Source organism: Janthinobacterium sp. SUN026 (genome assembly GCF_030397625.1).
Taxonomy (GTDB): domain Bacteria; phylum Pseudomonadota; class Gammaproteobacteria; order Burkholderiales; family Burkholderiaceae_D; genus Janthinobacterium; species Janthinobacterium kumbetense.
In genome coordinates, this window is record NZ_JAPQNU010000006.1 from 134,616 (window position 1) to 160,007 (window position 25,392).

Genomic DNA, 25,392 nt, shown 5'->3' on the forward strand with positions numbered 1-25,392 from the left:
GGTATTCGGGTTCGCCCAGCAAGCCCAGCTTGCGCACTTGCAGGTAGGCGAGGGCTGACAACATGCCGGAAATCAAGGCCGTGATGGCGCCAGCCGCCTGGTCCGTTTCGAACACGGGTTGCAGCAGCAGGGTCACGCCGACAAAGCTCATGGCAATCGCCGCCACCAGCGGCCACTCGACTTGCTTCGTTGCCTTCCACCAGCCGCCCGCCAGCAGTATCACGGCGATCCAGATGGGCGCCATGTAATTGAGCGTCATGGCCGTGGCCAGCGGCAGGATGGCGATCGCATAAAACCACAGCCACAGGGCGATCACGCCCACCACGCCGCGCCACAGATGCTGGCCCGGCATCGTGGTTTTAAAGCTGCCGCCCTGGTACAAAATCGTGCAGCTCATGACGGTCATGCCGATGATGCCGCGGTACATGACGATTTCGGACGTCGAATACATCTCCGACGCCAATTTGACGCACACGCCCATGATGGCAAACATGAAACTTGCAAACAGCATCCAAAGAGATTGCATCTGATTCCTGAAAAACGCGGGGATAAAAAAAGGCCGCACGAGGCGGCCCTTGAGGGATTACAGTTCGATATTGTTGCGGTACCACTCGTGGAAATGCTGCATGCCATCTTCCATCGGCGACTGGTAAGGACCCACTTCGCTCACGCCGCGCGCCATCAGGGCCTTGCGGCCCGCATCCATGCGCTGGGCGATTTCATCGTCCTCGACGCAGGTTTCCATGTAGGCAGCCCGTTCCGCTTCGACGAAGTCGCGCTCGAACAACACAATTTCTTCTGGGTAATAGAACTCCACCACGTTGCGCGTCTTTTGCGGGCCGTCGGGCCACAGGGTCGAGACGACCAGCACGTGCGGATACCATTCGACCATGATGTTCGGATACAGGGTCAGCCAGATGGCGCCGTACGGCGGCGCTTCGCCGCCGCGGAATTGCAGCACCTGCTCCTGCCATTTCTTGTAGGCAGGCGAACCCGCTTGCTGCAAGCCGCGGTGCACGCCCACCGTTTGCACGCTGTAATCCTTGCCGAATTCCCAGCGCAGGTCGTCGCAGCTGACGAAGCTGCCCAGGCCCGGGTGGAACGGTTCGACGTGATAGTCTTCCAGATAGACTTCGATGAAAGTCTTCCAGTTGTAGTCGCACTCGTGGATTTCCACGTGGTCGAACATGTAGCCGGAAAAATCGAGGTCTTTCGAGACGGACAAATCTTTCAATTTTTCCATCACGTTGTAGCCATTTTGCTCGAACAGCAAGCCATTCCAGCTTTGCAGCGGCGTTTTCGACAGGTTCAGGCACGGCGTCTCGGGGAAATGCGGCGCGCCGATCAGTTCACCCTTGAGGTCGTAGGTCCAGCGGTGCAGCGGGCAGACGATATGGTTCGCATTGCCGCGGCCATTGAACATCAGCGCCTGCCGGTGGCGGCACACGTTGGACAGCACTTCGATGCCATTGGCGTTGCGCACGAGCATGCGCCCTTCGTTCTCAGACGCCAGGGTCGCAAAATCGCCGGTTTCCGGCACCATCAGCTCGTGCCCGACATAGCGCGGGCCGGCTTGGAACAATTGCTGCATTTCACGCTGCAACAGCGTTTCGTCAAAATAGACGTGGACCGGAAGTTGCGCGTTTGAGCGCGCCAGCTTGGCGTGAGTAGCCAGATCGGACATCCCAACCCCCCATAAATGTACAACGGTCAGCAGTGCCCCAGGCCATTCCCTGGGCAACCGCTACAGAGAGAAAGAATCCGCAAAGACCTGAATTCAAATTTGTTGAAACGGTATTTCGGACAGAACCGGCGATTATAGCGCGGATCGGCCTCGGCATTATCAAAACCCCCCGGCAAATAGGCTTTTAATGAGAAGCATTGTCATTTGGCGCGCAATTTCCGGCGCAGAGGGGCGATTCGGCTAAAATCTACTGACAAGCTGGCAACGCTATTGACTTTGAGCGCGTCGATTGCGCTTTAGTTTTCACTTAATAGTGTGGTTTGTTCTAAAATAACGCTTCTATGCTGGCCGGGAATCCCCGGCGTCTCCCTACAAGCCCCTCGTGCCACGAAGAGATCTGAGTCTATGTCGAAGAAATTAACTGCCGCTGCCGCAGTGCCGGCCTCGTTTGAAGAGGCAATGGCGGAACTGGCGCAGCTGGTAACGCAAATGGAAGCGGGCCAGTTGCCGCTGGAAGCATCGGTCGCGGCGTATCAGCGCGGCTCGGAACTGGTCAAGTATTGCGCTACCCAGCTCGACAGTGTCGAAGCGCAGGTGAAAGTACTCGAAGGCGACATGTTGAAACCGTTCACGGATGCCGGCGAGGCCGCCCAATGATGGCCAGCATGCAACAAGACGGCGTTACCTTCGGCGACTGGATGCAAAGCACCCAGTCCGGCGTGGAAGGCCGGCTCGACCAGTTCCTGCCGGCGGCGGACGCCGTGCCGCACAAGCTGCACGCTGCCATGCGCTATGCGCTCTTGGGCGGCGGCAAGCGCGTGCGCCCGCTGTTGGTGATGGCGGCTGGCGAACTGTTTGATGCCGATCAAGATACCCTCGCGCGCGCTGCTTGCGCGCTGGAAATGATTCACGTGTATTCGCTCGTGCATGACGACATGCCCTGCATGGATGACGATGCCTTGCGCCGTGGCAAACCCACCGTGCACATCGCCTACGACGAGGCGACGGCCCTGCTGGTGGGTGACGCGCTGCAATCGCAGGCGTTCATGCTGCTGGCCGACGGCGCGGCGATTCCTCCCGCGCGGCAAATGGCCATGATCAAGCTGCTGGCGCATGCCTCCGGTTCTGCCGGCATGTGCGGCGGCCAGGCGATCGACCTCGACAGTGTCGGCCTGGCCTTGACCCTGCCGCAGCTGGAACAGATGCATCAACTCAAGACGGGCGCCTTGCTGCGCGCGGCCGTGATTCTCGGCGCGCTGGCCGGCAAGGACTTGACGGCGGACGACATGACGGCGCTGAACGCGTATGCGCGCGCCGTGGGCCTGGCGTTCCAGGTGGTCGACGACGTGCTTGACGCGACGGCCGATTCGGCCACCCTGGGCAAGACGGCAGGCAAGGATGCGGCCGCCAACAAGCCCACCTACGTATCGATACTGGGGCTGGAACCATCGAAAGCCCTGGCAGAACAATTGCGGTGCGACGCCCATGCGGCGCTGGCGCCATTCGGGGACAAGGCACGCCGTTTGCGCGAGCTGGCGGACCTGGTCGTGCAGCGGAAGGCATAAATGAAACTGTTAGAAACCATCAATGAACCAGCGCAAGTGCGCAAGCTGGCCCGCTCGCAACTGGTGCCGCTGGCCCAGGAATTGCGCAGCTTCCTGCTCGATTCCGTTTCCAAGACGGGCGGCCACCTGTCGTCCAACCTGGGCACGGTCGAGCTGACCGTCGCGCTGCATTACGTCTTCAACACGCCGCACGACCGCATCGTCTGGGACGTGGGCCACCAGACCTATTCGCACAAGATCCTCACGGGCCGCCGCGAGCGCATGCACACCCTGCGCCAGAAAGACGGCATTTCCGGCTTCCCGAAGCGCGACGAGAGCGAATACGACACCTTCGGCACGGCGCACTCGTCGACGTCCATTTCCGCCGCGCTGGGCATGGCGCAAGCGGCCAAGATCAAGGGCGACCCGCTGCACGCGATCGCCGTGATCGGCGACGGTTCGATGACGGCCGGCATGGCTTTCGAGGCGATGAACAATGCGGGCGTGCAGGAAGACGTCAACCTGCTGGTGATTTTGAACGACAACGACATGTCGATCTCGCCGCCCGTGGGCGCGCTGAACCGCCACCTGGCGCGATTGATGTCGGGCCAGTTCTATGCGGCCGCGAAAAACGTCGGCAAGTCCGTCTTGCCCGGCCCCGTGCTGGAACTGGCGAAGCGCTTTGAAGAGCACGCCAAGGGCATGGTCGTGCCCGCCACCATGTTCGAGGAATTCGGTTTCAACTACATCGGCCCCATCGACGGCCACGACCTCGATTCGCTGATCCCGACCTTGCAAAATATCAAGCAATTGAAGGGTCCGCAATTCCTGCACGTGGTGACCAAGAAGGGGCAGGGCTACAAGCTGGCCGAAGCGGAACCGATTCTGTACCACGGCACGGGCAAGTTCAACCCGGCCGAAGGCATCAAGCCGGCCACGGCGCCCGCCAAGATGACGTACACGGAAGTGTTCGGCAACTGGCTGTGCGACATGGCCGCCCACGACAAGCGTCTGGTGGGCATCACGCCGGCCATGCGCGAAGGCTCGGGCATGGTCAAGTTCGAACAGAAGTTCCCGACCCGCTACTTTGACGTCGGCATTGCCGAGCAGCATTCCGTGACGTTCGGCGCGGGCCTGGCTTGCGAAGGCTTGAAACCCGTCGTGGCCATCTATTCCACCTTCCTGCAGCGCGCCTACGACCAGCTGATCCACGACGTGGCCCTGCAAAACCTGGACGTGACGTTCGCGCTGGACCGCGCCGGCCTGGTGGGCGCCGACGGCGCCACGCACGCGGGCAACTACGACATGGCGTTCCTGCGCTGCATCCCGAACATGGTCATCATGGCCGCGTCGGATGAAAACGAATGCCGGCAAATGCTGACCACGGGCTACCACTACCCAGGTCCGGCCGCGATCCGCTATCCGCGCGGCGCCGGCGCGGGCGTGGCCATCGTGCCGGAACTGACCAGCATCGAGATCGGCAAGGGCGAGATCAAGCGCCAGGGCCAGCGCATCGCCATCCTCGCCTTCGGCTCGATGGTGGCGACTAGCGTGGCGGCGGGCGAGAAGCTCGACGCGACGGTGGCGAACATGCGCTTCGTCAAGCCGCTCGACGTGGCGCTGGTGAAACAGCTGGCTGCCGAGCACGATTACCTGGTGACGGTGGAAGAGGGCTGCATCATGGGCGGCGCCGGCTCGGCCGTGGCCGAGGCGCTGGCGGCGGAGGGCATCGTCAAGCCTATCCTGATGCTGGGCTTGCCCGACACCTTCATCGACCATGGCGACCCCGTGCAACTGCTGAAAAGCGTCGGCCTGGACGCCAGCGGCATCGCCGCCTCGATCGAACAGCGCTTTGGCGGCACGCAGCCGCCGCGCCTGGCAGCTGTCAGCTAAGCTGGCTTGCATACGGAAAAGCGACACCGCGGTGTCGCTTTTTTTTCACCCTCGGGGATTTTACGCTGCACTGCAACATTTTTCGCCGGGGAATGCTACGATGACGCTTTGATACCCTTTCAAAGTCCAACTTGTATCTCAGGAAACTTCACCGCCGTTCGCGCGCACTGTCCGGCCGCTGGCTGACGGGCGTGCACGCCTATACCGACACCCTGGCGCAGCGCCGTCCCCTGTGGATGGTCAGCCTGGCCATCGATGAAACGAACCTGTCCGAAGGCTTGCGGGCCGCGTGCGCCTCGAGCGCCATGCTGCTGCTGGGCCTGCTGTTCGACCATCCCGATTTTTCCTGGGCCGCCATCGGCGCCTTCTGGACGTGCCTGGCCGACGCGGCCGGTACGCGGCGCATGCGCTTCGTCTCGATGGTGGGCTTCGGTTTGCTGTCGACCGTGGCCGGCGGCCTGACGGCGCTGGCGGCCGGCCATGGCGTGGCGACGGCCGCCATCGCCGTGCTGCTGTTTTCCTGGGCCGGCGCGCTGGCGCGCATCTGGGGCGCGGCCACGGCGCAAGTGGCCATCCTGGCCGCCACGGCCTGCGTGGTGATGGTTACGCATCCGCTGGCATCGATGACGCAGACGGCGCCTTTCCTGGGCCTGTACATGTTCGGCTGCCTGTTCGCCACCGTGCTCAGTTTTACCGTCTGGCGCATCCACCCGTTCGGCCCGAGCCGGCGCGCCATCCGCGCCGCGTATTCGCGCCTGGCCGGCATCGCGCGCGACAATGCGCGCTTCCTCGCACATGATGCGGCGCAGGCGGACGTTGCCGCGCATGGCGCCAGCTACCGTTCGCAGGCGCGCGCCGCGCTGGAGGTGGCGCGCGTGGCGCTGGCCGCCGTGCCGCCCGCGCGCGCGGGCCGCAGCGCCCTGTACGACAACCTGCTGCTGGCGCTCAGCGACGCCGAGCGCATCTTCGCCTATCTGATCGCCGTCACGCATACGTGCGAGCGCGAGCAGCAGCGCCTGCGCCAGGACCCGCGCGCGCGGCGCAGCCTGGAAGTGATGGCCGTGCTGCTGCGCCGCCTGGGGCAAGCCGTGCAGCGCCAGCCGGAAACGCCGCCCCTGGAATTGCAGCGCCGCCTGGCTGGCTGCGGACGGCGCCTGGAAGCGGCGCTGGGCGCCTTGCTGCCGCTGCGCCTGAACGTGGACTTCATGGAGCTGGGCTTGCCGCGCGCGGCGCAGCTGCCGTGGCGCGAAGCGGCTTTCCTGGCGCTGGGGCAGGCGTGGCAGACGGCGAAAGTCAACGCCACGCCGCAGTCGCTGAGCTGGCGCCATGCGGCGCGCGTGTCGCTGGCGACGACGGCTGGCTTCCTGCTGGTCGAGGCGCTGCACATTCCGTTCGGCTACTGGGCCACCATGGCGACCTTATTGATACTGCAGCCGTCCGTGTCGACCACCTGGCCGCGCGGCATCGAGCGGGTGGCGGGCAGCGTGCTGGGCGCCGTGCTGGCCGTGCTGATCGGCCTGGTCATTTACACGCCGCTGGGCATCTCGCTGGTGGTGTTTCCCCTGATCGTCGCCACCATGGCCTTGCGCCGCGTCAGCTACAGCCTGCACGTGCTGTTCATGACGCCCGCCTTCGTGCTGGTGGCCGACTATGCGGCGCCGGCCAGCGAGATGGTGTATGCGATGAGTCGCCTGGGCAACAATGTGCTGGGCTGCGTGCTGGCCTTGCTGGCCACGTTTTTCCTGTGGCCCGACCGCGAGGCGGACGACCTGGACCAGCGCCTGGCGAAGGCCGTGTCGGCCAACCTGAAATACCTGCTGGCCGTGCTGGCGGCCGGAGGAAAATGGGACAGCGCCATCGCGCGCCTGCGCCGCGAGGCGGGGCTGGCCAGCAATAACGCGGAACAGGTCTTGCAGCGCTTGCGCATCGAGCGCCGCCTGGACCGCAGCAGCGGCGTGGGCCTGGCGGCGTTGCGTACCTTGCCGCTGCTGCGCCGCGTGGCGGGCAGCACGGCGCGCATCAGCCTGAGTCCCCAGGCCGAGCCGGCGCCGCCCGCACTGCAGCAGTGGATCGCCGGCGTCAGCGGGGAAATCGATGCCTTGCTGCGCGGCGCCGCCGACGCCAGCGGGCCTGGTCCGTGCATTGCCGACAGCCTGACGCCGCTGCAGGCCGATGCCGTGGCGCAGGTGCAGTTGCTGCGCGGCTTGCTGCGCGAACATGTGCAGGCGCAGGCGGAGGAAACGCCGGGAAAATTGACGCAGATCGCCGAATAGACAAGCCCTGTCCCCTTTCGCTGTGCTGTTGCCATGTTGCTGGTTATCATTGCTCGAAGCCAGCGTACAAAAGAGGAATGAGCGACGTGTATAGATTTACAGCAGGAAAGACCGGATGGGTGGCCGCGGCGCTGCTGGCCATGACAGTGGGATTGCCTGCAGGAGGGGATGCGGCGGCGCGCGAAGCCACTACCACCGTTTGCGCCACGCCGGCGGGCTGGAATGCAGCCTGTCTGCGCCAGGCGTATGCCCGTCCCATTGCCGACTGGCCCCGTCCGCACCTGCCCGTTGGCGTGGCCGCCGCGGAAATGGCGCCCGTCTCGGCCATACCTGTGCCGCCCGTGGCACCGGCCGTCGCGGCGCTGGGGCAGCGCTTGTTCAACGACCCGCGCTTGTCGCGCGCGAACGCGGTGGCCTGCATCAGCTGCCACAGTCCCGACCACAGCTTTGCCGACAGCAAGCGCACCTCCGTCGGCCACGAAGGCCGGCTGGGCCAGCGCAATGCGCCGGGCCTGCTGGGCGTGGGCCAGATCAAGTCGCTGTTCTGGGATGGCCGCGCCGCCACCCTGGAAGAGCAGGCGCTGGGCCCCTTGCAGCATCCGGACGAGATGGCCATGGACGTGCCGGCCCTGGCGGCCAAGCTGTCCGCGCTCGATGACTATCCGGCGCAGTTCGACGCCGCCTTCGGCCGGGGCGCCGGCGTGACCCTGCCGCGCATCCTGACGGCGCTGGCGGATTATCAGCGCACTTTGTTGCCGCCTGTCACCCGTTTCGATACCTTCCTGGAAGGCCGGCGCGTGGACTTGAACGACCGCGAGCTGCTGGGCCTGCACCTGTTCCGCACCAAGGCGCGCTGCATGACTTGCCACAGCGGCGCCTTGCTGACGGACCAGCAATTCCACAACCTTGGATTGACGTATTACGGGCGCAAGAAATATGAAGACCTGGGACGCTACCTGGTGACGGGCAAGGATGAGGACGTGGGCAAGTTCCGCACGCCCGGTTTGCGCGGTGTGGCGCAATCGGGGCCGTGGATGCACAACGGCCTGTTCCCGCAGATGGTGGGATTGCTGAACATGTACAACGCGGGCATGTCGCGCCCCGTGCCGCAGAACGCACAGCAGGCGGCCGATCCGAAGTTTCCCGTCACGTCGCCCCTGCTGCAGCGCTTGCAGCTGACGTCCGATGAAATCATCGCGTTGAAGAGTTTTCTGGAAGTGCTGTAGCCGCTCGGCCGGCTGCGCCCGCAGCCGGCCTTTACCTGCTTGCGGCGCCGACATTGTATAGACGTTTGGCGCCTCCCAATCTCTCCAAATTCCACATTCAAGGGGCTTTCCCGATATATTTTCCAAATTGGAAATTTATCAGAAGGAAACGTTGACTCTAAAATAAGTGCGGTCTATATTCGATTTTGTAGCAAGCAAAGATGAAATTTCTTACGACTGGTCTGACGCGATTGCCTGAGGCAATCGCCAACATGGAGAGTAGTAAATGAAAAAGATTGCAGCATTTATTTTTACCCTGGGATTGAGTGCTTCCTATGCCTACGCTTCGGATATCGGCTGCTCTGCCTGCGAGGAAGAATGGCGGGAATGCACGATGCAAAATGGCGAGAGGTCCCCATTTTGCATCGGCAGTTACAAAGCCTGCCTGAAAGTCTGCGAAATCGGTGCCTGATACCCGTGCGTTGCAAGGCGGGCGGCAAGCGCATGCTGCGTCGTCCGCCATCGATCATTTTCGCCTCTGACAATACTTATGATGCAGAAAAAAATTAAAACCATCGCCATGTATGGCGTGATATTGGCCGCCGGCCTGGGCAGCGGTTATGGCCTGTCTTTATTGCCTGGTTTATTCAAATCGACTTACACGGAAGGCAATTACGCCGCGTATTTCCCGAATGCCCAGGCGAAGGTGGTGTTGTACGGCACGGACTGGTGCGGCTATTGCGCCAAGACGCGCGCGTACTTCAAGGAAAACAAGATCGACTTTGTCGACCTCGATATCGAGAAATCGCCGGAAGCGAAAAAAGCCCATGAAGAACTCGGCGGCGGCGGCGTGCCCGTGGTGTTGATCGGCAACCGCAAGATCCAGGGTTTCAATACGGGCGCGCTGGAAGCGGCGCTGAAGAAAATCTGACGTTTCAACGTATTCACCTGAAAGGCTGACCATGTCCAAAAAGATTGCCGCTTTTCTGTTTTCCGTCGGCGCCGCCCTGTCCTTCAGCGCCCAGGCATTTGGCCCTGACTGCACCTTTGTCTGCGAACGCAACCTGCTCGATTGCGTGGAATTCGGCCAGCCGGCCTGCATGGAGAATTATCAGGCTTGCCAGAAGGAATGCCTGCGCCCGCCACGTAATTGACGCGCGGAGGCCATACCCGTTTATGGATGGCGCGTAAGAGACGGCGCGCCATGGATGTCGCCCCTCGTCTGACATTTCTGCAAAGGAGTACCGATGTTTAAAAAACTGGGTTTCTTTTTGTTTGCCATGGGCCTCAGCGCCTCGTATGCGATCGCCGGCGGCGAGCCGGAATGCTATTCGCAATGCGATGAAGGGCTGGACCAGTGCATGACCGACCATCCAAGGTCGCCAGGCGCCTGCACCAAGATTCATCAGATGTGCTACAACAGCTGCGCGCAAGAGTAGCATTCAATAAAGTTTGCCGGCAGGCCAGTACGCTGGCCAGGCCGGCGTAGGCGGTTTATCCCCGCGTGCGGTCATGCCGCCACAGCACGTCGCTGCCGCCGGCAAAGCGGTTCAGCACGCGCGACAGCACGAACAGCAGGTCCGACAGGCGGTTCACGTACTGGCGCGGATGTTCGTGCAGCGGTTCCGCATTGGCCAGCGCGACGATGCTGCGCTCGGCGCGGCGGCACACGGTGCGGCACACATGCGCCAGCGAGGCGGCGCGCGAACCGGCCGGCAGGATGAATTCGCTCAAGGCCGGCAAGTCGGCATTGTATTTCGCCAGCAAGTCGTCGAGGCGCAGCACGTGCTCTTCCTTGATCAACTGGTAGCCGGGGATGCAGATTTCGCCGCCCAGGTCGAACAGATCGTGCTGGATGGCCACCAGTTCGTCGCGCAAGGCGTCGGGCATGGCTTCGCACAGCAGCAATCCCAGATTCGAATTGAGTTCGTCCACGTCGCCCATGGCGTGGATCCGGACACTGTCCTTGCTGGTGCGGCTACCGTCGCCCAGGCCGGTGCTGCCATTGTCGCCCGTGCGCGTGGCGATTTTCGAAAGTCGGTTGCCCATGATGTCGATCCTGTAAAGAAGAATGGGGGCAGCATACGACACCGCGCGCCGCCTGGCCCCGGATTTGCCCGCAAATAGGACAAAAAATGCGCTGCGCGCCGCTTTTGTGCTTACAATCGTTGCACGCCCATGCACTTTTGCTCACATCCTATGCTCAATGCCGCCCCTGAATCCGGATTGACCGCCGCGCGCCAGCAAGCCGTCGTCGCGGCCCTGCTGGCCGTGCTGCCGGCCCGCTGCGTGTTGTCCGACGCCGAAGATACGCGCCCGTACGAATGCGATGGCCTGGCCGCCTACCGCCAGCTGCCGATGGTGGTGACGTTGCCGGATACGGAAGAACAGGTCATCGCCATCCTCGGCGTCTGCCGCGCGTTAAAGGTGCCGATCGTGCCGCGCGGCGCCGGCACGGGTCTGTCGGGCGGCGCCTTGCCCATCGCCGACGGCGTGGTGCTGTCGACGGCGCGTTTGAACCGCATCGTGCGCCTTGACGCGTATGCGCGCACGGCCGTGGTGCAGCCGGGTGTGCGCAACCTGGCCATTTCCGAAGCGGCGGCGCCCTACGCGCTGTACTACGCGCCCGACCCTTCCTCGCAAATCGCCTGCAGCATCGGCGGCAACGTGGCGGAAAACTCGGGCGGCGTGCATTGTCTCAAATACGGCTTGACCGTGCACAATGTGCTGCGCGTGCGGGTTGTTACCATTGATGGTGACGTGCTGGAACTGGGCGGCGAATGCCTGGACTCGCCCGGCCTCGACTTGCTGGCCGTCTTCATCGGCTCCGAAGGCATGCTGGGCATCGTCACGGAAGTGACGGTCAAGCTGATCCCGAAGCCGGCCACGGCGAGGGTCATCATGGCATCCTTTGACGACGTCGTCACGGGCGGCAATGCCGTGGCCAACGTGATCGCGGCTGGCATCATCCCGGCCGGCCTGGAAATGATGGACCGGACGTCGTCGCGCATGGTCGAACCGTTCGTCAAGGCCGGCTACGACATCGACGCGGCCGCTATCTTGCTGTGCGAAGCGGATGGCACGCACGAGGAAGTGGAAGAGGAAATCGCCCGCATGACGGCCGTGCTGGAAGGGGCGGGCGCCAGCGCCATCGCCGTGTCGCAGTCGGAAGCGGAGCGCATGAAATTCTGGTCCGGCCGCAAGAACGCCTTTCCTGCGGCGGGGCGCATCTCGCCCGACTACTACTGCATGGACGGCACCATCCCGCGCAAGCGCCTGGCGGAAGTCCTGACGGGCATCGCCGGCATGGAAACGACGCATGGCTTGCGCTGCGCCAACGTGTTCCACGCGGGCGACGGCAATTTGCACCCCTTGATCCTGTTCGACGCCAACATGCCCGGCGAATTCGAGCGCGCCGAAGCGTTTGGCGCGGACATCCTGGCCCTGTGCGTGGCCGTGGGCGGCACCATCACGGGCGAACATGGCGTGGGCATGGAAAAGATCAATTCCATGTGCGTGCAATTTACGCGCGCCGAACTCGATGCCTTCTTTGCCGTCAAGCGCGCCTTCGATCCCCATGCCTTGCTGAACCCGGACAAGGCGATTCCCACCTTGAACCGCTGCGCCGAATTCGGCAAGATGCATGTGACGGCGGGACGCCTGCCGTTCGCCAACCTGCCCCGTTTTTAATTTTCCGGAGACTCTTTTGCAAGCGATAGCGGAACAATTCAGGCAGCAGATCCTGGCGGCCAGCGCGGCAGGCCACCCCTTGCGCCTGCGCGGCGGCGGCACGAAGGACTGGTATGGCCAGCAGTTGGCAGGCGAAGTGCTCGATACGCGCGCGTATGCGGGCATCATCGACTATGAACCGACGGAGCTGGTGATCACGGCCCGCTGCGGCACGCCGCTTGCCGAGATCGAGGCGGCGCTGGCCGCGCGCAACCAGATGCTGGCCTTCGAACCGCCCCATTTCGGGTCCGGCGCCACGGTGGGCGGCGTCGTCGCCAGCGCCCTGTCCGGCCCGCGCCGGGCCAGCGCGGGAGCCTTGCGCGACTTTGTGCTGGGCGCCGTGCTGATGGATGGCCACGGCCAGCGCCTGGCCTTCGGCGGACAAGTGATGAAAAACGTGGCCGGCTACGATGTCTCGCGCCTGCTGGCGGGCTCGCTGGGCACCCTGGGCCTGATCCTGGAAGTGTCGCTGAAGGTGCTGCCCTTGCCGCTGCGCGAAGCGACCTTGCGCCTGGAATGCGCGGAAATCGCCGCCTTGCGCCTGCTCAATGAATGGGCGGGCAAGCCGCTGCCCATTTCCGCCAGTTGCTGGCATGACGGCGTCTTGAACGTGCGCCTGTCCGGCGCCGAGGCGGCCGTGTCGGCGGCCCTGCAATCCTTGAATGGCGAGCTGCTGGTGCAGGAAGACGCGGCCGCCTTCTGGCTGTCCGTGCGCGAACAGACGCACGATTTCTTCGCGGGCGCGGGCAGCCTGTGGCGCCTGTCGCTGCCGCCGCACGCCAGCGCCGTGATTGTAAAGGGGCGCCAGCTGATCGAATGGGGCGGGGCGCAGCGCTGGCTCAAGCTCGACGGCGACGCCGATGCGGCAGGCAGCCAGCATATCCGCCAGGCCGTGGCCGCGCTTGGGGGCCACGCCACCCTGTTCCGCGGCGGCGACAAGGCCGTGGGCGTGTTCCACCCGCTGGCGCCGGCCATTGAAAAAATCCACCAGCGCCTGCGGCACGCTTTCGACCCGGCCGGCATCTTCAACCCGCACAGAATGACTTGAGCGCATGCAAACCAATCTCGCCGATTTCATCAAGAACACGCCGGCAGGCGACGAAGCCGAAGCCATTCTGCGCGCCTGCGTGCATTGCGGCTTTTGCACGGCCACCTGTCCCACCTACCAGTTGCTGGGCGATGAACTTGATGGCCCGCGTGGACGCATCTACCTGATCAAGCAAGTGCTCGAAGGCGCACCCGTCACGGCCAAGACGCAGACGCACCTGGACCGCTGTCTGACCTGCCGCAACTGCGAATCGACCTGTCCGTCCGGGGTGCAGTACGGGCGCCTGGTCGACATCGGCCGCAACGTCGTCGAGCAGCGCGTGCAGCGCCCCTTGCGCGAACGGGCGCTGCGCTTCGCCCTGAAGGAAGCCTTGCCGCGCCGCTGGCTGTTTACGCCCGTGTACAAGGCGGGGCAGGCGCTGCGGCCCTTGCTGTCGAAAGGCTTGCAGGACAAGCTGCGTCCCGGAGAAAAGGCCGGCGCATGGCCCGCGCGCCGGCATGCGCGCACCATGCTGCTGCTCGACGGCTGCGTGCAGCCGGCCATGTCGCCGAACATCAACGCGGCCACGGCGCGCGTGCTCGACGCCCTGGGCGTGCAGCTGATCGTCGCGCCGAAGGCGGGCTGCTGCGGCGCGCTGCGCCATCACTTGAACGACCAGGAAGCGGCGCTGGACGACATGCGCCGCAATATCGACGCCTGGTGGCCCTATATCGACTGCGTGGACAGCGCGGAAGCCATCGTCATGACGGCCTCCGGCTGCGGCGCCACGGTGAAGGAATATGGCCATCTGCTGGCGCACGACGCCCGCTATGCGGACAAGGCGCGGCGCATCGCAGAATTGACGCGCGACTTGTCCGAGATCATGCCCGCGTTCGAGGCGGAGCTGGTGGCGCTGCTGCAAGGGCGCATCGGCAAAAGAGTGGCGTACCACCCGCCGTGCACCCTGCAGCACGGCCAGCAGGTGCGCGGCAAGGTGGAGCAGGTGCTGCGCGCTGTCGGCGTCGACGTGCGCCTGTGCGCCGACAGCCATCTGTGCTGCGGTTCGGCGGGCACGTATTCGATCCTGCAGCCGGCACTGTCGCAACAGTTGCGCGACAACAAGGTGGCGAACCTGGAAGCGTGCGAGCCGGAGATGATCGTGTCGGCGAATATCGGCTGCCTGAGCCACCTGCAGTCGGGCACGGAGACGCCCGTGCGGCACTGGATCGAATTGATCGACTCTGCCTTGACCCCGGTCAAATAGGCACTTCGCTGTATTGGGCGATGCGCCACTGCGGCGCCGGGATGAAATTGTTCGCCCACTCCAGCACGGCGTCGGCCGGCATGGGGCGGGCGATGCCGTAGCCTTGCGCCAGGTCGCAGCCCAGCTGGATCAATCGCGCGCCATGCTCGACGCTTTCCACGCCTTCGGCGATCACCGTCAAGCTGAAGGAGCGGGCCAGGCCGATGACGGCGCGCACCAGGTGCAGGTCGTCGCGGTCGTTGAGCATGTTGCGCACGAAACTCTGGTCGATCTTGACGATATTCGCCGGCAGGCGTTTTAAATATGACATCGACGAATAGCCGGTGCCGAAATCGTCGAGCGCAAACGTGATGCCCAGCGCCTGGCAGGCGCGGATGATGCGGCGCACGTCTTCGATGTCGTGCAGGGCCGACGATTCGAGGATTTCCAGTTCCAGCATGCTGGCGCGCACGCCGGGAAATTCGCCGAGGATGGTTTCCAGGCGCGAGACGAAGTCCGGTTGCTGGAAGTGGCGCGCCGCGATATTCACGCTGACGACCCAGTGCTTGCCGCAAGCGACCCAGCGCTGCATCTGCCACAGGGCCTGGCGCAGCACCCATTCGCCGATGTCGATGATCAAATCCGTCTGTTCCACCAGCGGCAGGAATTGCGCGGGCGCCAGCACGCCGCGGCGCGGGTGCTGCCAGCGCAGCAGCGCTTCCATGCCCACCACCGTGCCGGCGCGCATGTTCACCTTGGGCTGGTAGTACAGCCGCAGTTCGCCATTGATCAGGGCCTGGCGCACTTCCGTGCGCTGGTTGTGGTGGGTGCGCACTTCTTCATCGAGGTTGGTGTCGAAGAAGTGGTACTGGTTGCGCCCCGTCAGTTTCGCCTGGTAGACGGCGTGGTCGGCGTGGCGCAGCAGGCTTTCCGTATTCAAGTCCTTGCCCGCGTAGACGGCGATGCCGACGCTGGCCGTCACGTGCAGCGCCTGCTGGTCGCCTTGGTAGGGGCGGCTCAGTTCCTGCAGCAATTGCGTGATGTTCTGTTCGATGCTGGCGATGCTGGCCTGGCCGCACAGCAGCAGGACGAATTCATCGCCGCCCAGGCGTGCCGCGTAGTGGATCTGGCCCGTAAAGCCGTGCAGGCGGCCGGCCACCTGCTTGAGGATTTCATCGCCCGCTTCGGCGCCGTAGCGGTCGTTGATGGCCTGGAAATGGTCGAGGTCGAACAGGCAGACGGCCAGCAGGCGCTGGCGTTCGCGCGCCAGGAACAGCTCCTGTTCGAAGCGGGCGGCCAGCGCGGCGCGGTTGGGCAAGCCCGTCAGCACGTCATTGTAGTTTTGCCATGACAGCTTTTGCAGCGCCTGCTGCATGTGCACGGTTTCGTTCAACTGTTCGCCCAGCTGGCGCTGGCTGGTCTTCAGCGAGGTCAGCAGTTCTTCGATATCGCCGGCCATGCCGTTGAACGACTGCGACACGGCTTGCGCTTCGGGCGTGGCGCCGGCCGCCAGGCGCACGGCGAAGTTGCCATCGCGGAAGCGGTCCGTCGCCTGCACGAGCCGCGCCAGCAGCTTGCGGTGCGACGCCAGGATCAAGCCCAGCAGGAGGAAGACGAGGACGATATTGATGGTGCTGAGCACGGCCTGCCCGCGCACCCTTTGCCATACCTGCGCCAGGGGCAGGCCGGGCGTGTAATGCACGTCGAGGATGCCGTCGCCGCCATCCGGCAGCGCCACCGTCAGGCGGCTGCGGATGGCCGCCATGCCCGCCAGGCGTGCAAACCACGCCGGCACGCCGTCGGCCAGCGTATCGGTCAGCTTGTTGTCGGCCAGCACTTCGACATGCGCGCCAGCCGTATCCCAGCGCATGGCGGCGAGGCTGCGGTTCAGCGGCAGGGCGCTGCGCAGCACTTGCCGCACGCTGTCGTGCATCGCATGCCGGTCCGTATGCACGGCCAGCGGCAGCACGCTATTGGCCAGGAACAGGTCGAGTTGCCGGGCTTCGCTCTGGTAGCGGGCATTGGCCAGCGCCGTTTCCGTCCCGAGCAGGGCGTGATAGCGAAAGGCGGAAACGGCGAGTATCAGGAAGGTAATAGGGATGAAGAGGCGGGAATAACTGCCCATCCGCATCCATGAAGATAATATTTTCCCAAAGACTGGCATCGTTTTATGATCGATATCTGCGAATAATTATGTAAACATTATCACCGATATTTGCTATTTGAAACACAATATTGATATCAAGCATGAAATAAATACAGTTTTATTGATTTCACATGATTGTTGTCTTAAGTCAAAGTATTGCGCTTCTACTCTTGTAGCAATTGCCGTATGTCGTCCGCCAGGCTGGCCGGCTTGCTGGCCGTCGCGTAGCGGCGAAATACGCTGCCATCCTTGCGCACCAAAAACTTGGTGAAATTCCATTTGATCGATTGCGTGCCCAATATGCCGGGCGCCGCCTGTTTTAATTGCGCAAAGACGGGATGGGTATGCGGGCCATTCACGTCGACCTTGGCAAACAGGGGAAAGGTGACGCCGAAGTTTTTTTCGCAAAAGGCGCCAATTTCCTCGTTCGAGCCCGGTTCCTGCTGGCGGAATTGATTGCAGGGAAAACCCAGCACGACCAGTCCCTGGTCGTGGAATTCGCGGTACAGCGCTTCGAGCCCCTGGTATTGGGGCGTGAAGCCGCAGGCGCTGGCCGTATTGACGATCAGCAGTACTTTGCCCTTGTAGCGCGCCAGCTCGATCGGCGTGCCGTCCAGTGCCTCGGCCTGGAAATCGTGGATGCTGGTCATGTCAGAGTAGTCCCAGTTTGGTGGCGCCCGCCTGCGGGGCCGGTTCCGGCGCCGCTGCGCCCTTGAGCTTGATCGTCAGGCGCAGGTCGTTGACGGAATCCGCATTGCGCAGCGCGTCTTCATAGCTGATGGCGCCCGCCTCGTGCAGGTCGAACAGGGCCTGGTCGAAAGTCTGCATGCCATGCTCGCGCGATTTTTTCATCAATTCCTTGATCTCGTGCACCTGGCCCTTGAAGATCAGGTCGCTCATCAGCGGCGAATTGAGCAGGATTTCCAGCGCCGCCTTGCGCCCGCCGCCATCCTTGTTGGGGATCAGCCGCTGCGAAATCATGCCCTTCAAATTCAGCGACAGGTCCATCAGCAACTGCTGGCGCCGCTCTTCGGGGAAGAAATTGATGATGCGGTCCAGCGCCTGGTTGGCGTTGTTTGCGTGCAAGGTCGCCAGGCACAGATGGCCCGTCTCGGCAAACGCGATGGCGTGGTCCATGGTGTCGCGGTCGCGGATTTCGCCGATCTGTATCACGTCGGGCGCCTGGCGCAGGGTGTTTTTCAGGGCCGTGGCCCAGTCGTCCGTATCGACGCCCACTTCGCGCTGGGTGACGATGCAGTTGCCGTGCGGATGGATGAATTCCACGGGGTCTTCGATGGTGATGATGTGGCCGTGGCTGTGGGCGTTGCGGTGGCCTACCATGGCCGCCAGGGTGGTCGACTTGCCGCAGCCCGTGGCGCCCACCATGATGACGAGGCCCCGCTTGCTCATCACGATGTCTTGCAGGATGGCGGGCAAACCCAGGCCAGCGAGGCTGGGGATGGCGGTATTGATCAACCGCAAGACCATGCCTGCCTGGCCCATCTGCACGAAGGCGGATACACGGAAACGTCCGAGCCCCTCCGGGCTGATGGCGAAATTGGCTTCGCGGCTGGACTCGAACTCGGCCGCCTGGCGCTCGTTCATGACGGCGCGCACGTAGCCGGCCGCCTGGGCCGCGTCAAGCGCGCCGCCAGCCAACGGCGTGAGCTTGCCGTCGAGCTTGATGGCGGCGGGAAAGCCGGCCGTGATGAACAGGTCGGAGCCGCCCCGTGCGCGCATCTGCGCCAGCAGCGCGTGCATGGCGCCATAGTGTTCGTGCGTCGTCTGCATGGCTTATCCGGGGAAGTTTTCAGGGGACTTGGCGGCCGTGCGGGCCGTTTCCGCCGAGATCGTGCCGCGCCGCACCAGGTCGGTGAGGCACTGGTCCAGGGTTTGCATGCCCACATTGCTGCCCGTCTGGATGGCCGAATACATCTGCGCCACCTTCGCTTCGCGGATCAGGTTGCGCACGGCCGGCGTGGCCAGCATGATTTCATGCGCGGCCACGCGGCCCGCGCCGTCCTTGGTTTTCAGCAAGTTTTGCGAGATGACGGCTTGCAAGGATTCGGACAGCATGGCGCGCACCATTTCCTTTTCTTCGGCGGGGAAGACGTCGATGATGCGGTCGATCGATTTCGCCGCCGACGAGGTGTGCAGGGTGCCGAACACCAGGTGGCCCGTCTCGGCCGCCGTCAAGGCCAGGCGGATGGTTTCCAGGTCGCGCAATTCGCCCACCAAAATCACGTCCGGGTCTTCGCGCAGGGCCGAGCGCAGCGCATTGCTGAACGAATGCGTGTGGGAACCCACTTCGCGCTGGTTGATCAGGCATTTCTTCGGTTCATGCACGAATTCGATCGGGTCTTCGATGGTCAGAATGTGGTGGTTCAGGCGCTCATTGACGTGGTTCACCATGGCCGCCAGGGTGGTCGACTTGCCGGAACCCGTCGGGCCCGTCACCAGCACGAGTCCCCGCGGGCGCATGGCCAGCTCGCCGAAGATGCGGGGGGCGTTGAGTTCTTCCAAGGTCAGCACCTTGGAGGGAATCGTGCGCAGCACGGCCGAGGCGCCCCGTTCCTGGTTGTAGGCGTTGACGCGGAAGCGCGCCAGGCCGGGAATCTCGAACGAAAAATCGCATTCCAGCGCTTCTTCATACGCCTTGCGCTGGCTGTCGTTCATGATGTCGTAGATCATGCTGTGCACTTCCTTGTGCTCGAGCGGCGCCACGTTCAGGCGGCGCACGTCGCCATTGACCCGTATCATCGGCGGCAGGCCGGAAGACAGGTGCAGGTCGGAAGCCTTGTTGCTGACGGAGAAAGCGAGTAGTTCGGAGATGTCCATTTATAATCCCTGTGCCTGCATTGATGGGCTGGCGCACTGTGCCGCAGCCCCTATACACTAGAAAATGATTATGTCCACAATCGAACAGAACTTGCAAGCCGTGCGCGACAGTATTGCGCAGGCCGCCGCAGACGCGCGGCGCGCCCCTGGTGACGTGACCCTGCTGGCCGTGTCGAAAACCTTCGGCGCGGACGCCGTGCTGGCAGCCATGCGCGCGGGCCAGGCGGCGTTTGGCGAAAATTACCTGCAGGAAGCGCTCGACAAGATTAGCGCCATCAAGCTTGCGCTGCCGCAAGGCGCACCCGTCTGGCATTTCATCGGCCCCATCCAGAGCAACAAGACGCGCCCCATCGCCGAACATTTCGACTGGGTGCATACGGTGGAACGGGAAAAGATCGCTGCCCGCCTGTCCGAACAGCGCCCGGCCGGCTTGCCGGACTTGAATATCTGCCTGCAAGTCAATATCAGCGGCGAAGCCAGCAAGAGCGGCGTGACGCCGGCTGACTTGCCGGCGCTGGCGCATGCCGTGGCGCAACTGCCCCGTTTGCGCCTGCGCGGCCTGATGGCCATTCCCGAGCCGGAAACGGATGTCAACCTGCAGCGCGCCGCCTTTGCGCAATTGCGCGTGCTGTACGACCAATTGAAGGCGGACGGCCTGGCGCTCGATACCTTGTCGATGGGCATGTCGGCCGACTTGCGCGCCGCCGTGCTGGAAGGCGCCACCATCGTGCGCGTGGGCAGCGCCATCTTTGGTTCCCGCAATTACTCTTAACTGATTGATAGAAAGCATAGCCATGACGACAGAATTGAATATCGCCTTTGTAGGCGGCGGCAACATGGCGGCGGCCCTGATCGCCGGCCTGGCGGGTAAATTGACCCTGGGCGGCAACATCCACGTGATCGACCCGCATGCGCCCGCGCTGGAAAAATTGCAGGCGCAATTCGGCGTGACGACGGCTTCCGCCGCCGGCGACGCGCTGCGCGGCGTGGACGTGATCGTGCTGGCCGTGAAACCGCAAAGCATGCGCGACGTGGCGGCGCAGTTGCTGCCCTTCCTCGACGGAAACAAGGCGCCATTGATCCTGTCGATCGCGGCCGGCATCCGCGCGGTCGACCTGTCGCGCTGGCTCGGCGATTACCGCGCCATCGTGCGCTGCATGCCGAACACGCCTGCCCTGATCGGCATGGGCATCACGGGCATGGTGGCCAGCAGCGGTGTCAGCGAGGAACAGAAGAAGATGGCGGACGCCATCCTGCGCGCCGTCGGCCAGACCGTCTGGCTCGATGATGAAGCGAAGATCGACCCTGTGACGGCCGTGTCCGGCAGCGGTCCCGCCTATGTGTTTTACTTTATCGAAGCGATGCAGCAGGCGGCCGCCGAGCTGGGCTTGACGCCGGAGCAGGGCACGCAGCTGGCGATTGCCACCTTTACGGGCGCGGCGCAACTGGCGGCGAACTCCAGCGAACCCGTGTCCTTGCTGCGCGAGCGGGTCACGTCGAAGGGCGGCACGACGTATGCGGCGCTCACCAGCATGGAAGAGAGCGGCGTGAAGGCGGCCATCGTCAAGGGCATCAAGGCGGCCGCGCAGCGGGGGCGCGAGATGGGAGACGAGCTGGGAAAATAAGTGGTCAAGTAATTACATGACCTTGACGGCGCGGCCGATGTATAAAACCGGTCCCGTCGGCCGGCCCGTGGGCGAGCCCGTTGCCGGTTCCAGGGTGATTTCAAACAGTTGCTCCGGCTGCAGCGGCGGCAGCTTGTCCAATGTCAACTTGAGGCTTTGCCCCGGCTTGACCAGGCCCAGCGAGACGGGTGCGCTCCAGTCCTTGCCCTTGGTCCAGAATTGCAGGGCCTTTTGCTGCGGTACGCTGGTCGGCCCCAGCGGGATCAGGCTCAGGTCGCGGTTCTTGCCGCCGCGTCCGCCCGTCTGCACGATCCAGCCCGGCGATTTGTCTTGCGGCGCCACCAGCACCACCAGGTAGCCGGGTCCGCTGGGTGTTTGCAGTTGCACGCTGACCAGCACGGCCAGCGCGGCCGTGGCCGCCAAGCCGCCGCCCGCCAGTATTCTCCAGAAGGCCAGGCTGTTCCACCACGCTTGCCAGCCGCCCGCCTGCCGCACAGCTGAAGGCGTCAACAGGCTGGCGCTGATGCGCGGCCACAGTTGCGCCGAGGGCGTTTCGGGTGGCGCCAGGGTCGTCAAGGGCAGCAGACGCCGTTCCCAGGCTTCGACGGCGTCGCGCAAGGCTGCGTCGCGCGGCAAGCGCTGTTCCACTTCCGCCCGTTCGGCCAGTTCCAATGTGCCCAGCACGTATTCGCTGGCCAGCCTGTGCAATTCCTCGTCGCCGTTGATCATCCCATGCACTCCCGCAAGGCGGCCAGGCCCCGCTTGACCCAGGCCTTGACGGTTCCCAGCGGCGCTTGCAGGCGCTGCGCGATTTCGCTGTGGGAACAGCCATCGACGTAGGCGTACAGGATGCTGTTGCGCTTCGATTCGTCCAGGTGGCCCAGGCAATCGTGCAGCTTGCCCAGGTTAGCCTGGTCGGCATAGGCTTCGCCCGCATCGTGGCTGTGGCGTTCGTGCAGCAGGGTTTCCACGGTATCCTCGTCGGCCGGTACTTCATGGGCGCGGGCGCGCGCCACGTCCAGCGCCTGGTGCCGCACCACCACATAGATCCAGCCCTTGCCGCTGCCGCGTGTGGCGTCGAAACTGCCGGCGCGGCGCCAGATATTCAGGAAGGCGTCGTGCAGCACGTCTTCGGCCAGGGCCCGCTGGCGCACGATGCGCAGGGCCACGCCCAGCAGGTAGCGGCTTTCCTGCTGGTACAGGCCGTGCAATGCCTGCTGCTCGCCCCTGGCGCAGGCGCGCAGGGCGGCATCGTAATCGTAGGTGGCGGCTTGGGCTGGCAAGGTTGGCGCAATCGTCAAGAGTGAACGGTTAGCAAGTTTTCAAGGCCGAGTATAGGCCAGAAACCCGCTTGCCAACCGTCGCTTGCACTGATTTAGGCGGCCTTCCAGAAAATGTAGTCGGCCTGATAGGGCACCCATTGCTTGGCGCCGATGCTTTCCATGCCGCAGGGGCTGCTTGGCGCCACGCCGCCGCTGGTGGCCACGCGCTGGATGTAGCTGACGCCCTGCATGGCGCCGCTGCCCGTGGCCGGATTGGCCTTCACCAGTTGGTACGGGATATTTCCCGCGCCGGCCGGCGCCACGGCCACTTGCGTCGCCGTCACTTTCGAGCCGTCCAGGTTGGCCCAGGTGGCCGGTGGACCGACATACGTGCCCACTTGCATGCCGCTGCGGTCGTTCAAGGCCGCGTCCGGTCCCACGAAAACCCATTCATGGCCCGTCATGTCTTTCTTGGCCTTGCATTCGTAGGCGATCTTGCCTACGCCCACGGTCTGCATGGCCACCTGGTGGCCATCGGGCACCTTGACGGCGTTCGGTAATTGTTCTTGCGAATAGCGCGCGCTCATGGGAGCGCAAGCGCTCAGCAGCAGGGCGGCGCCCAGCACAGCGAGGGCGGGAACGGCGTGGCGTGGGGCGGTGAAGGCAAGCATGGCGAACTCCTGGTAGTTGGCTCAACCGGCTGGTTGATACCATTACTACGCATGGGTCTGCCATTTGGATGCAGCCGGGTCAAAAATATTTTATGACGGCGTTTCTTTCTTGCTGAAACGCTGCGCCAGCGCCAGCAGGACGGGCATGGCCGTGGCGGCGTGCTTGAGCAGCGCGCCGCTGGCCCGCAGCAGCGGCAGGATGCGGCGCGGACGCACCAATGCCAGGCCCAGCACGGCGCCGCCCACCATCAGGGGAATTTTGAAACGCGTGGCCAGGGTATGGCGCAGATTGCCGCCCGTCAGCGGTTCCAGCAACTGGCGCGTCTGCACGCCCAGGGCCAGGCGCTGCAGCGCGCATTCGGCCAGCAGCGCGTCGCGCCGCTGCGCCAGGCTGGCGGCCGTGTGGACGCTGGACAATTTGGTGGGGTGCGTGGTCATGGCCGCTCCGATCCCCGGCGCGCCAGCAATTGCAGCTCGTCCAGGTCTTTGTTCAGTTCGGAAAGTGTAAAAGAAAGCAGTTTCGGCTTGCTGCGGAAACTGGCGCGCACGCCCAGCAGGGTGGCGATGGCGGCGACGATGAAGACGGCGGCCGTGATGGCGATGGCGGCGATGCGGTGCGTATCCCAGAACAGCACGATGACGAGGAACACGATCAAGACGAGGCCGACGAACAGGCACAACAGTGCCAGCATGGCCAGCGCCAGATAGGATAGGAAGCGCAGCGACTCTTCTTCCATTTCCACGGCCGCCAGGGCCAGACGGGTCTGGACGATGGCGGCGAGGGTCGCTGCGACTTGGGCGACATGGTGCACGATAGCCATATGCTGCCTTTCGCGTCAGGTGACGGCCTGCGCCGTCGGTACCGCGTCGTTACAATCTAGCGGCGCGACGAGGAAAGCAGCAGACCGAACAGCACGCCGACGACGGCGCCCGCGCCCACGGCTTTCCAGGGATTGTCCTGCACGTATTCGTCGGTGGCCTTGGCCGCCTTCTTGGTACGTTCGAGCAAGTCTTCTTCCAGCTTGATCAAGTCTTTCTTGGCCGTTTCCAGGGTGGCGATGAACTTGTCCTTGACGGCTTTGACATTCTCGCCCGTCTGATCCTTGGCGCCATCGAGCCAGCCTTCCGCTTCATCGATGACGGTCTTCAAGTCGCCGACCAGTTTGTCGCGGGCCTTGTCGGCGTCGGCGAGAATGCTGTCGCTGCTGGATTTTCCGGTATGTATCGAGCTCATGTATTACCTCATGGAAGTGAAACTGCACAGTGAAATACCAGTGTAGGCAGCTGCGGCCAGGCTTGTCTTGCGCCGCCTCAAGGGCTGCCGCGGCGCAAGGGTCATTGCTTAACGGAAAGCAAAGTCCAGTACCACGCCCGCAAATACCGCCGCTCCTAGCCAGTTATTATGCCGGAATGCCGCAAAACATGGCATACGCTCGCGTGCGCGGATCAAGGTGTAGTGATAAACGGCGCAGCCGGCCGCCACCAGCAAGCCCGCGACGAACCAGTAACGCAAGCCCAGATACCAGCCGCATGCCAGCCACAGCAGCAGGAAAACGGCATAGCAGGCCATGACGATGGCCACGTCGTAGCGGCCGAAGGTGATGGCCGAGGTCTTGATGCCGATTTTCAAGTCGTCGTCGCGGTCGACCATCGCGTATTCCGTATCGTAGGCCACGGCCCAGAAGACATTGCCCAGCAGCAGCAGCCAGGCGACGGCGGGCACGGCATCCGTGATGGCGGCAAAGCCCATGGGAATGCCGAAGCCGAAGGCGATGCCGAGATACGCTTGCGGAATCGCAAAGAATCGCTTGAAATAGGGATAGGTGCCGGCGATGATGACGGCGGCCACGGACAGCTGTTTGGTCAGCGCATTCAAGGGCAGGATCAGGCAAAAGGCCAGCACGGTCAGCACGCCGGCCACGGCCAGCGCTTCCTTGCCGCTGATGCGTCCGCTGGTGATGGGACGCTCGGCCGTGCGCTTGACGAATTTGTCGATATCCTGGTCGGCGTAGTCATTGATGGCGCAGCCTGCCGAGCGCATCAGGAAAGTGCCGAGGGTAAAGATGAGCAGCAGCCGCCAGTCCGGCACGCCCTGCTGCGCCAGCCACAGCGCGCACAGGGTAGGCCACAGCAGCAATACGGTACCGATAGGCTTGTCCAGCCGTATCAGGCGGAAATACAGCGCCAGCTTGTTCATGGAAGACTCGATCTTGTTGAAGAGAAAGGTCGATTATCGCAAATAGTATGTAAAT

27 protein-coding genes and 2 pseudogenes are annotated in these 25,392 nt (G+C 63.6%); 15 read left to right on the forward strand and 14 right to left on the reverse strand.

The genetic code is table 11. The features are described from left to right. Positions 1–83: 83 nt before the first annotated feature. A pseudogene (locus tag OX459_RS28065) lies at positions 84–179 on the forward strand (hypothetical protein); the annotation flags it as partial. On the opposite strand, the pseudogene OX459_RS28070 reads toward OX459_RS28065, so the two are convergent. Together OX459_RS28070 and OX459_RS23955 are read right to left on the reverse strand one after the other, a co-directional pair. After that, a pseudogene (locus tag OX459_RS28070) lies at positions 134–526 on the reverse strand (EamA family transporter); the annotation flags it as partial. The pseudogenes OX459_RS28065 and OX459_RS28070 sit on opposite strands and share 46 nt — an antisense overlap. 57 nt (positions 527–583) lie before the next feature. Next, complete coding sequence (locus OX459_RS23955; RefSeq protein WP_092612841.1) at positions 584–1,684, reverse strand: aromatic ring-hydroxylating dioxygenase subunit alpha; 1,101 nt, start codon at positions 1,682–1,684, stop codon at positions 584–586. A gap of 405 nt (positions 1,685–2,089) precedes the next feature. On the opposite strand from OX459_RS23955, the gene OX459_RS23960 reads away from it, so the two are divergent. The 9 genes from OX459_RS23960 (at position 2,090) to OX459_RS24000 (ending at position 10,038) form a co-directional block, all read left to right on the forward strand. Continuing rightward, positions 2,090–2,341, forward strand: a complete 252-nt coding sequence (locus tag OX459_RS23960) for an exodeoxyribonuclease VII small subunit (RefSeq protein WP_251351026.1) — start codon at positions 2,090–2,092, stop codon at positions 2,339–2,341. Between the two features lie 8 nt (positions 2,342–2,349). Then, a complete protein-coding gene (locus OX459_RS23965; protein WP_289906811.1) occupies positions 2,350–3,249 on the forward strand; it encodes a polyprenyl synthetase family protein in 900 nt (299 codons plus the stop codon). Further along, positions 3,250–5,121 (forward strand): 1-deoxy-D-xylulose-5-phosphate synthase, encoded by a 1,872-nt coding sequence (dxs, locus tag OX459_RS23970; RefSeq protein ID WP_289900412.1) that lies wholly within the window; start codon positions 3,250–3,252, stop codon positions 5,119–5,121. It begins immediately after the preceding gene. Between the two features lie 131 nt (positions 5,122–5,252). Further along, entirely contained in the window at positions 5,253–7,394 is a 2,142-nt protein-coding gene (locus OX459_RS23975; protein ID WP_289906812.1) for an FUSC family protein, read from the forward strand. An 86-nt stretch (positions 7,395–7,480) separates the two neighbouring features. Further along, complete coding sequence (locus OX459_RS23980) at positions 7,481–8,620, forward strand: cytochrome c peroxidase (protein ID WP_289906813.1); 1,140 nt, start codon at positions 7,481–7,483, stop codon at positions 8,618–8,620. Between the two features lie 265 nt (positions 8,621–8,885). After that, the gene (locus OX459_RS23985; RefSeq protein WP_289906814.1) at positions 8,886–9,071 is read left to right on the forward strand and encodes a hypothetical protein; all 186 of its coding nucleotides are present in this window, start codon (positions 8,886–8,888) and stop codon (positions 9,069–9,071) included. A 78-nt stretch (positions 9,072–9,149) separates the two neighbouring features. After that, positions 9,150–9,530: a glutaredoxin family protein gene (locus OX459_RS23990; protein WP_289906815.1), complete on the forward strand. Its 381-nt coding sequence runs from the start codon at positions 9,150–9,152 to the stop codon at positions 9,528–9,530. A gap of 31 nt (positions 9,531–9,561) precedes the next feature. Beyond that, positions 9,562–9,753: a hypothetical protein gene (locus OX459_RS23995; RefSeq protein WP_289906816.1), complete on the forward strand. Its 192-nt coding sequence runs from the start codon at positions 9,562–9,564 to the stop codon at positions 9,751–9,753. A 93-nt stretch (positions 9,754–9,846) separates the two neighbouring features. Beyond that, entirely contained in the window at positions 9,847–10,038 is a 192-nt protein-coding gene (locus tag OX459_RS24000; protein WP_099665484.1) for a hypothetical protein, read from the forward strand. Between the two features lie 55 nt (positions 10,039–10,093). On the opposite strand, the gene OX459_RS24005 is transcribed toward OX459_RS24000, so the two are convergent. Then, positions 10,094–10,648: a cob(I)yrinic acid a,c-diamide adenosyltransferase gene (locus tag OX459_RS24005; protein ID WP_099665482.1), complete on the reverse strand. Its 555-nt coding sequence runs from the start codon at positions 10,646–10,648 to the stop codon at positions 10,094–10,096. A gap of 150 nt (positions 10,649–10,798) precedes the next feature. Between OX459_RS24005 and OX459_RS24010 the strand changes: the two genes are divergently transcribed. From OX459_RS24010 to glcF, 3 genes are read left to right on the forward strand one after another with little or no spacing between them, the layout of a single operon-like run. Continuing rightward, positions 10,799–12,289 carry an FAD-linked oxidase C-terminal domain-containing protein gene (locus OX459_RS24010; RefSeq protein WP_289906818.1) on the forward strand — a complete coding sequence of 497 codons (1,491 nt, stop codon included), beginning with the start codon at positions 10,799–10,801 and terminating at the stop codon, positions 12,287–12,289. A 16-nt stretch (positions 12,290–12,305) separates the two neighbouring features. Then, positions 12,306–13,376, forward strand: coding sequence for a glycolate oxidase subunit GlcE (glcE, locus tag OX459_RS24015; RefSeq protein WP_289906819.1), 1,071 nt, complete (start codon positions 12,306–12,308; stop codon positions 13,374–13,376). A 4-nt stretch (positions 13,377–13,380) separates the two neighbouring features. Further along, the gene (gene glcF, locus OX459_RS24020) at positions 13,381–14,619 is read left to right on the forward strand and encodes a glycolate oxidase subunit GlcF (RefSeq protein ID WP_289906820.1); all 1,239 of its coding nucleotides are present in this window, start codon (positions 13,381–13,383) and stop codon (positions 14,617–14,619) included. On the opposite strand, the gene OX459_RS24025 is transcribed toward glcF, so the two are convergent. From OX459_RS24025 to OX459_RS24040, 4 genes are all read right to left on the reverse strand, one after another. Then, positions 14,612–16,723, reverse strand: coding sequence for an EAL domain-containing protein (locus OX459_RS24025; RefSeq protein ID WP_099665478.1), 2,112 nt, complete (start codon positions 16,721–16,723; stop codon positions 14,612–14,614). The two genes, glcF and OX459_RS24025, sit on opposite strands and share 8 nt — an antisense overlap. A gap of 185 nt (positions 16,724–16,908) precedes the next feature. Continuing rightward, positions 16,909–17,394, reverse strand: a complete 486-nt coding sequence (locus OX459_RS24030; RefSeq protein ID WP_289906822.1) for a glutathione peroxidase — start codon at positions 17,392–17,394, stop codon at positions 16,909–16,911. Position 17,395: 1 nt separating this feature from the next. Beyond that, on the reverse strand, positions 17,396–18,535 hold the full coding sequence (locus OX459_RS24035; RefSeq protein WP_289906823.1) for a PilT/PilU family type 4a pilus ATPase: 1,140 nt from the start codon (positions 18,533–18,535) through the stop codon (positions 17,396–17,398). Between the two features lie 3 nt (positions 18,536–18,538). Next, positions 18,539–19,582 carry a type IV pilus twitching motility protein PilT gene (locus tag OX459_RS24040; RefSeq protein WP_289906824.1) on the reverse strand — a complete coding sequence of 348 codons (1,044 nt, stop codon included), beginning with the start codon at positions 19,580–19,582 and terminating at the stop codon, positions 18,539–18,541. Between the two features lie 70 nt (positions 19,583–19,652). Between OX459_RS24040 and OX459_RS24045 the strand changes: the two genes are divergently transcribed. Next, positions 19,653–20,354, forward strand: a complete 702-nt coding sequence (locus OX459_RS24045; RefSeq protein WP_289906826.1) for a YggS family pyridoxal phosphate-dependent enzyme — start codon at positions 19,653–19,655, stop codon at positions 20,352–20,354. 22 nt (positions 20,355–20,376) lie between these two features. Beyond that, entirely contained in the window at positions 20,377–21,207 is an 831-nt protein-coding gene (gene proC, locus OX459_RS24050; protein ID WP_289906829.1) for a pyrroline-5-carboxylate reductase, read from the forward strand. A gap of 12 nt (positions 21,208–21,219) precedes the next feature. Here proC and OX459_RS24055 read toward each other — a convergent pair whose 3' ends face one another. The 7 genes from OX459_RS24055 to ubiA form a co-directional block, all read right to left on the reverse strand. Further along, the gene (locus OX459_RS24055; protein WP_289906830.1) at positions 21,220–21,936 is read right to left on the reverse strand and encodes an anti-sigma factor; all 717 of its coding nucleotides are present in this window, start codon (positions 21,934–21,936) and stop codon (positions 21,220–21,222) included. Then, positions 21,933–22,490 (reverse strand): sigma-70 family RNA polymerase sigma factor, encoded by a 558-nt coding sequence (locus OX459_RS24060; protein WP_289906831.1) that lies wholly within the window; start codon positions 22,488–22,490, stop codon positions 21,933–21,935. Before OX459_RS24060 ends, OX459_RS24055 begins: the two co-directional genes overlap by 4 nt. Before the next feature lie 92 nt (positions 22,491–22,582). After that, positions 22,583–23,140 carry a DUF3455 domain-containing protein gene (locus OX459_RS24065; protein WP_099665472.1) on the reverse strand — a complete coding sequence of 186 codons (558 nt, stop codon included), beginning with the start codon at positions 23,138–23,140 and terminating at the stop codon, positions 22,583–22,585. Between the two features lie 90 nt (positions 23,141–23,230). Beyond that, positions 23,231–23,578 (reverse strand): hypothetical protein, encoded by a 348-nt coding sequence (locus OX459_RS24070; RefSeq protein WP_289906834.1) that lies wholly within the window; start codon positions 23,576–23,578, stop codon positions 23,231–23,233. Beyond that, positions 23,575–23,961: a phage holin family protein gene (locus tag OX459_RS24075; protein WP_046683403.1), complete on the reverse strand. Its 387-nt coding sequence runs from the start codon at positions 23,959–23,961 to the stop codon at positions 23,575–23,577. The genes OX459_RS24070 and OX459_RS24075 overlap by 4 nt, the downstream gene beginning before the upstream one ends. Positions 23,962–24,017: 56 nt before the next feature. Then, positions 24,018–24,374 (reverse strand): DUF883 family protein, encoded by a 357-nt coding sequence (locus tag OX459_RS24080; RefSeq protein ID WP_099665471.1) that lies wholly within the window; start codon positions 24,372–24,374, stop codon positions 24,018–24,020. A gap of 108 nt (positions 24,375–24,482) precedes the next feature. After that, positions 24,483–25,337 carry a 4-hydroxybenzoate octaprenyltransferase gene (gene ubiA / locus OX459_RS24085; protein WP_034784859.1) on the reverse strand — a complete coding sequence of 285 codons (855 nt, stop codon included), beginning with the start codon at positions 25,335–25,337 and terminating at the stop codon, positions 24,483–24,485. Between the last annotated feature and the right edge of the window lie 55 nt (positions 25,338–25,392).

Coding starts and splice junctions, on each gene's coding strand:
- OX459_RS24025 (WP_099665478.1), bottom strand. CDS start 16,723: ATGGGCAGTTATTCCCGCCTCTTCATCCCTATTACCTTCCTGATACTC.
- OX459_RS24065 (WP_099665472.1), bottom strand. CDS start 23,140: ATGCTTGCCTTCACCGCCCCACGCCACGCCGTTCCCGCCCTCGCTGTG.
- glcF (WP_289906820.1), top strand. CDS start 13,381: ATGCAAACCAATCTCGCCGATTTCATCAAGAACACGCCGGCAGGCGAC.
- OX459_RS24080 (WP_099665471.1), bottom strand. CDS start 24,374: ATGAGCTCGATACATACCGGAAAATCCAGCAGCGACAGCATTCTCGCC.
- OX459_RS23985 (WP_289906814.1), top strand. CDS start 8,886: ATGAAAAAGATTGCAGCATTTATTTTTACCCTGGGATTGAGTGCTTCC.
- OX459_RS24055 (WP_289906830.1), bottom strand. CDS start 21,936: ATGATCAACGGCGACGAGGAATTGCACAGGCTGGCCAGCGAATACGTG.
- OX459_RS23960 (WP_251351026.1), top strand. CDS start 2,090: ATGTCGAAGAAATTAACTGCCGCTGCCGCAGTGCCGGCCTCGTTTGAA.
- OX459_RS24000 (WP_099665484.1), top strand. CDS start 9,847: ATGTTTAAAAAACTGGGTTTCTTTTTGTTTGCCATGGGCCTCAGCGCC.
- dxs (WP_289900412.1), top strand. CDS start 3,250: ATGAAACTGTTAGAAACCATCAATGAACCAGCGCAAGTGCGCAAGCTG.
- OX459_RS24010 (WP_289906818.1), top strand. CDS start 10,799: ATGCTCAATGCCGCCCCTGAATCCGGATTGACCGCCGCGCGCCAGCAA.
- OX459_RS24035 (WP_289906823.1), bottom strand. CDS start 18,535: ATGCAGACGACGCACGAACACTATGGCGCCATGCACGCGCTGCTGGCG.
- ubiA (WP_034784859.1), bottom strand. CDS start 25,337: ATGAACAAGCTGGCGCTGTATTTCCGCCTGATACGGCTGGACAAGCCT.
- OX459_RS23955 (WP_092612841.1), bottom strand. CDS start 1,684: ATGTCCGATCTGGCTACTCACGCCAAGCTGGCGCGCTCAAACGCGCAA.
- OX459_RS24040 (WP_289906824.1), bottom strand. CDS start 19,582: ATGGACATCTCCGAACTACTCGCTTTCTCCGTCAGCAACAAGGCTTCC.
- OX459_RS24045 (WP_289906826.1), top strand. CDS start 19,653: ATGTCCACAATCGAACAGAACTTGCAAGCCGTGCGCGACAGTATTGCG.
- OX459_RS24030 (WP_289906822.1), bottom strand. CDS start 17,394: ATGACCAGCATCCACGATTTCCAGGCCGAGGCACTGGACGGCACGCCG.
- OX459_RS24005 (WP_099665482.1), bottom strand. CDS start 10,648: ATGGGCAACCGACTTTCGAAAATCGCCACGCGCACGGGCGACAATGGC.
- OX459_RS24075 (WP_046683403.1), bottom strand. CDS start 23,961: ATGGCTATCGTGCACCATGTCGCCCAAGTCGCAGCGACCCTCGCCGCC.
- proC (WP_289906829.1), top strand. CDS start 20,377: ATGACGACAGAATTGAATATCGCCTTTGTAGGCGGCGGCAACATGGCG.
- OX459_RS23965 (WP_289906811.1), top strand. CDS start 2,350: ATGCAACAAGACGGCGTTACCTTCGGCGACTGGATGCAAAGCACCCAG.
- OX459_RS24070 (WP_289906834.1), bottom strand. CDS start 23,578: ATGACCACGCACCCCACCAAATTGTCCAGCGTCCACACGGCCGCCAGC.
- OX459_RS23990 (WP_289906815.1), top strand. CDS start 9,150: ATGATGCAGAAAAAAATTAAAACCATCGCCATGTATGGCGTGATATTG.
- OX459_RS23995 (WP_289906816.1), top strand. CDS start 9,562: ATGTCCAAAAAGATTGCCGCTTTTCTGTTTTCCGTCGGCGCCGCCCTG.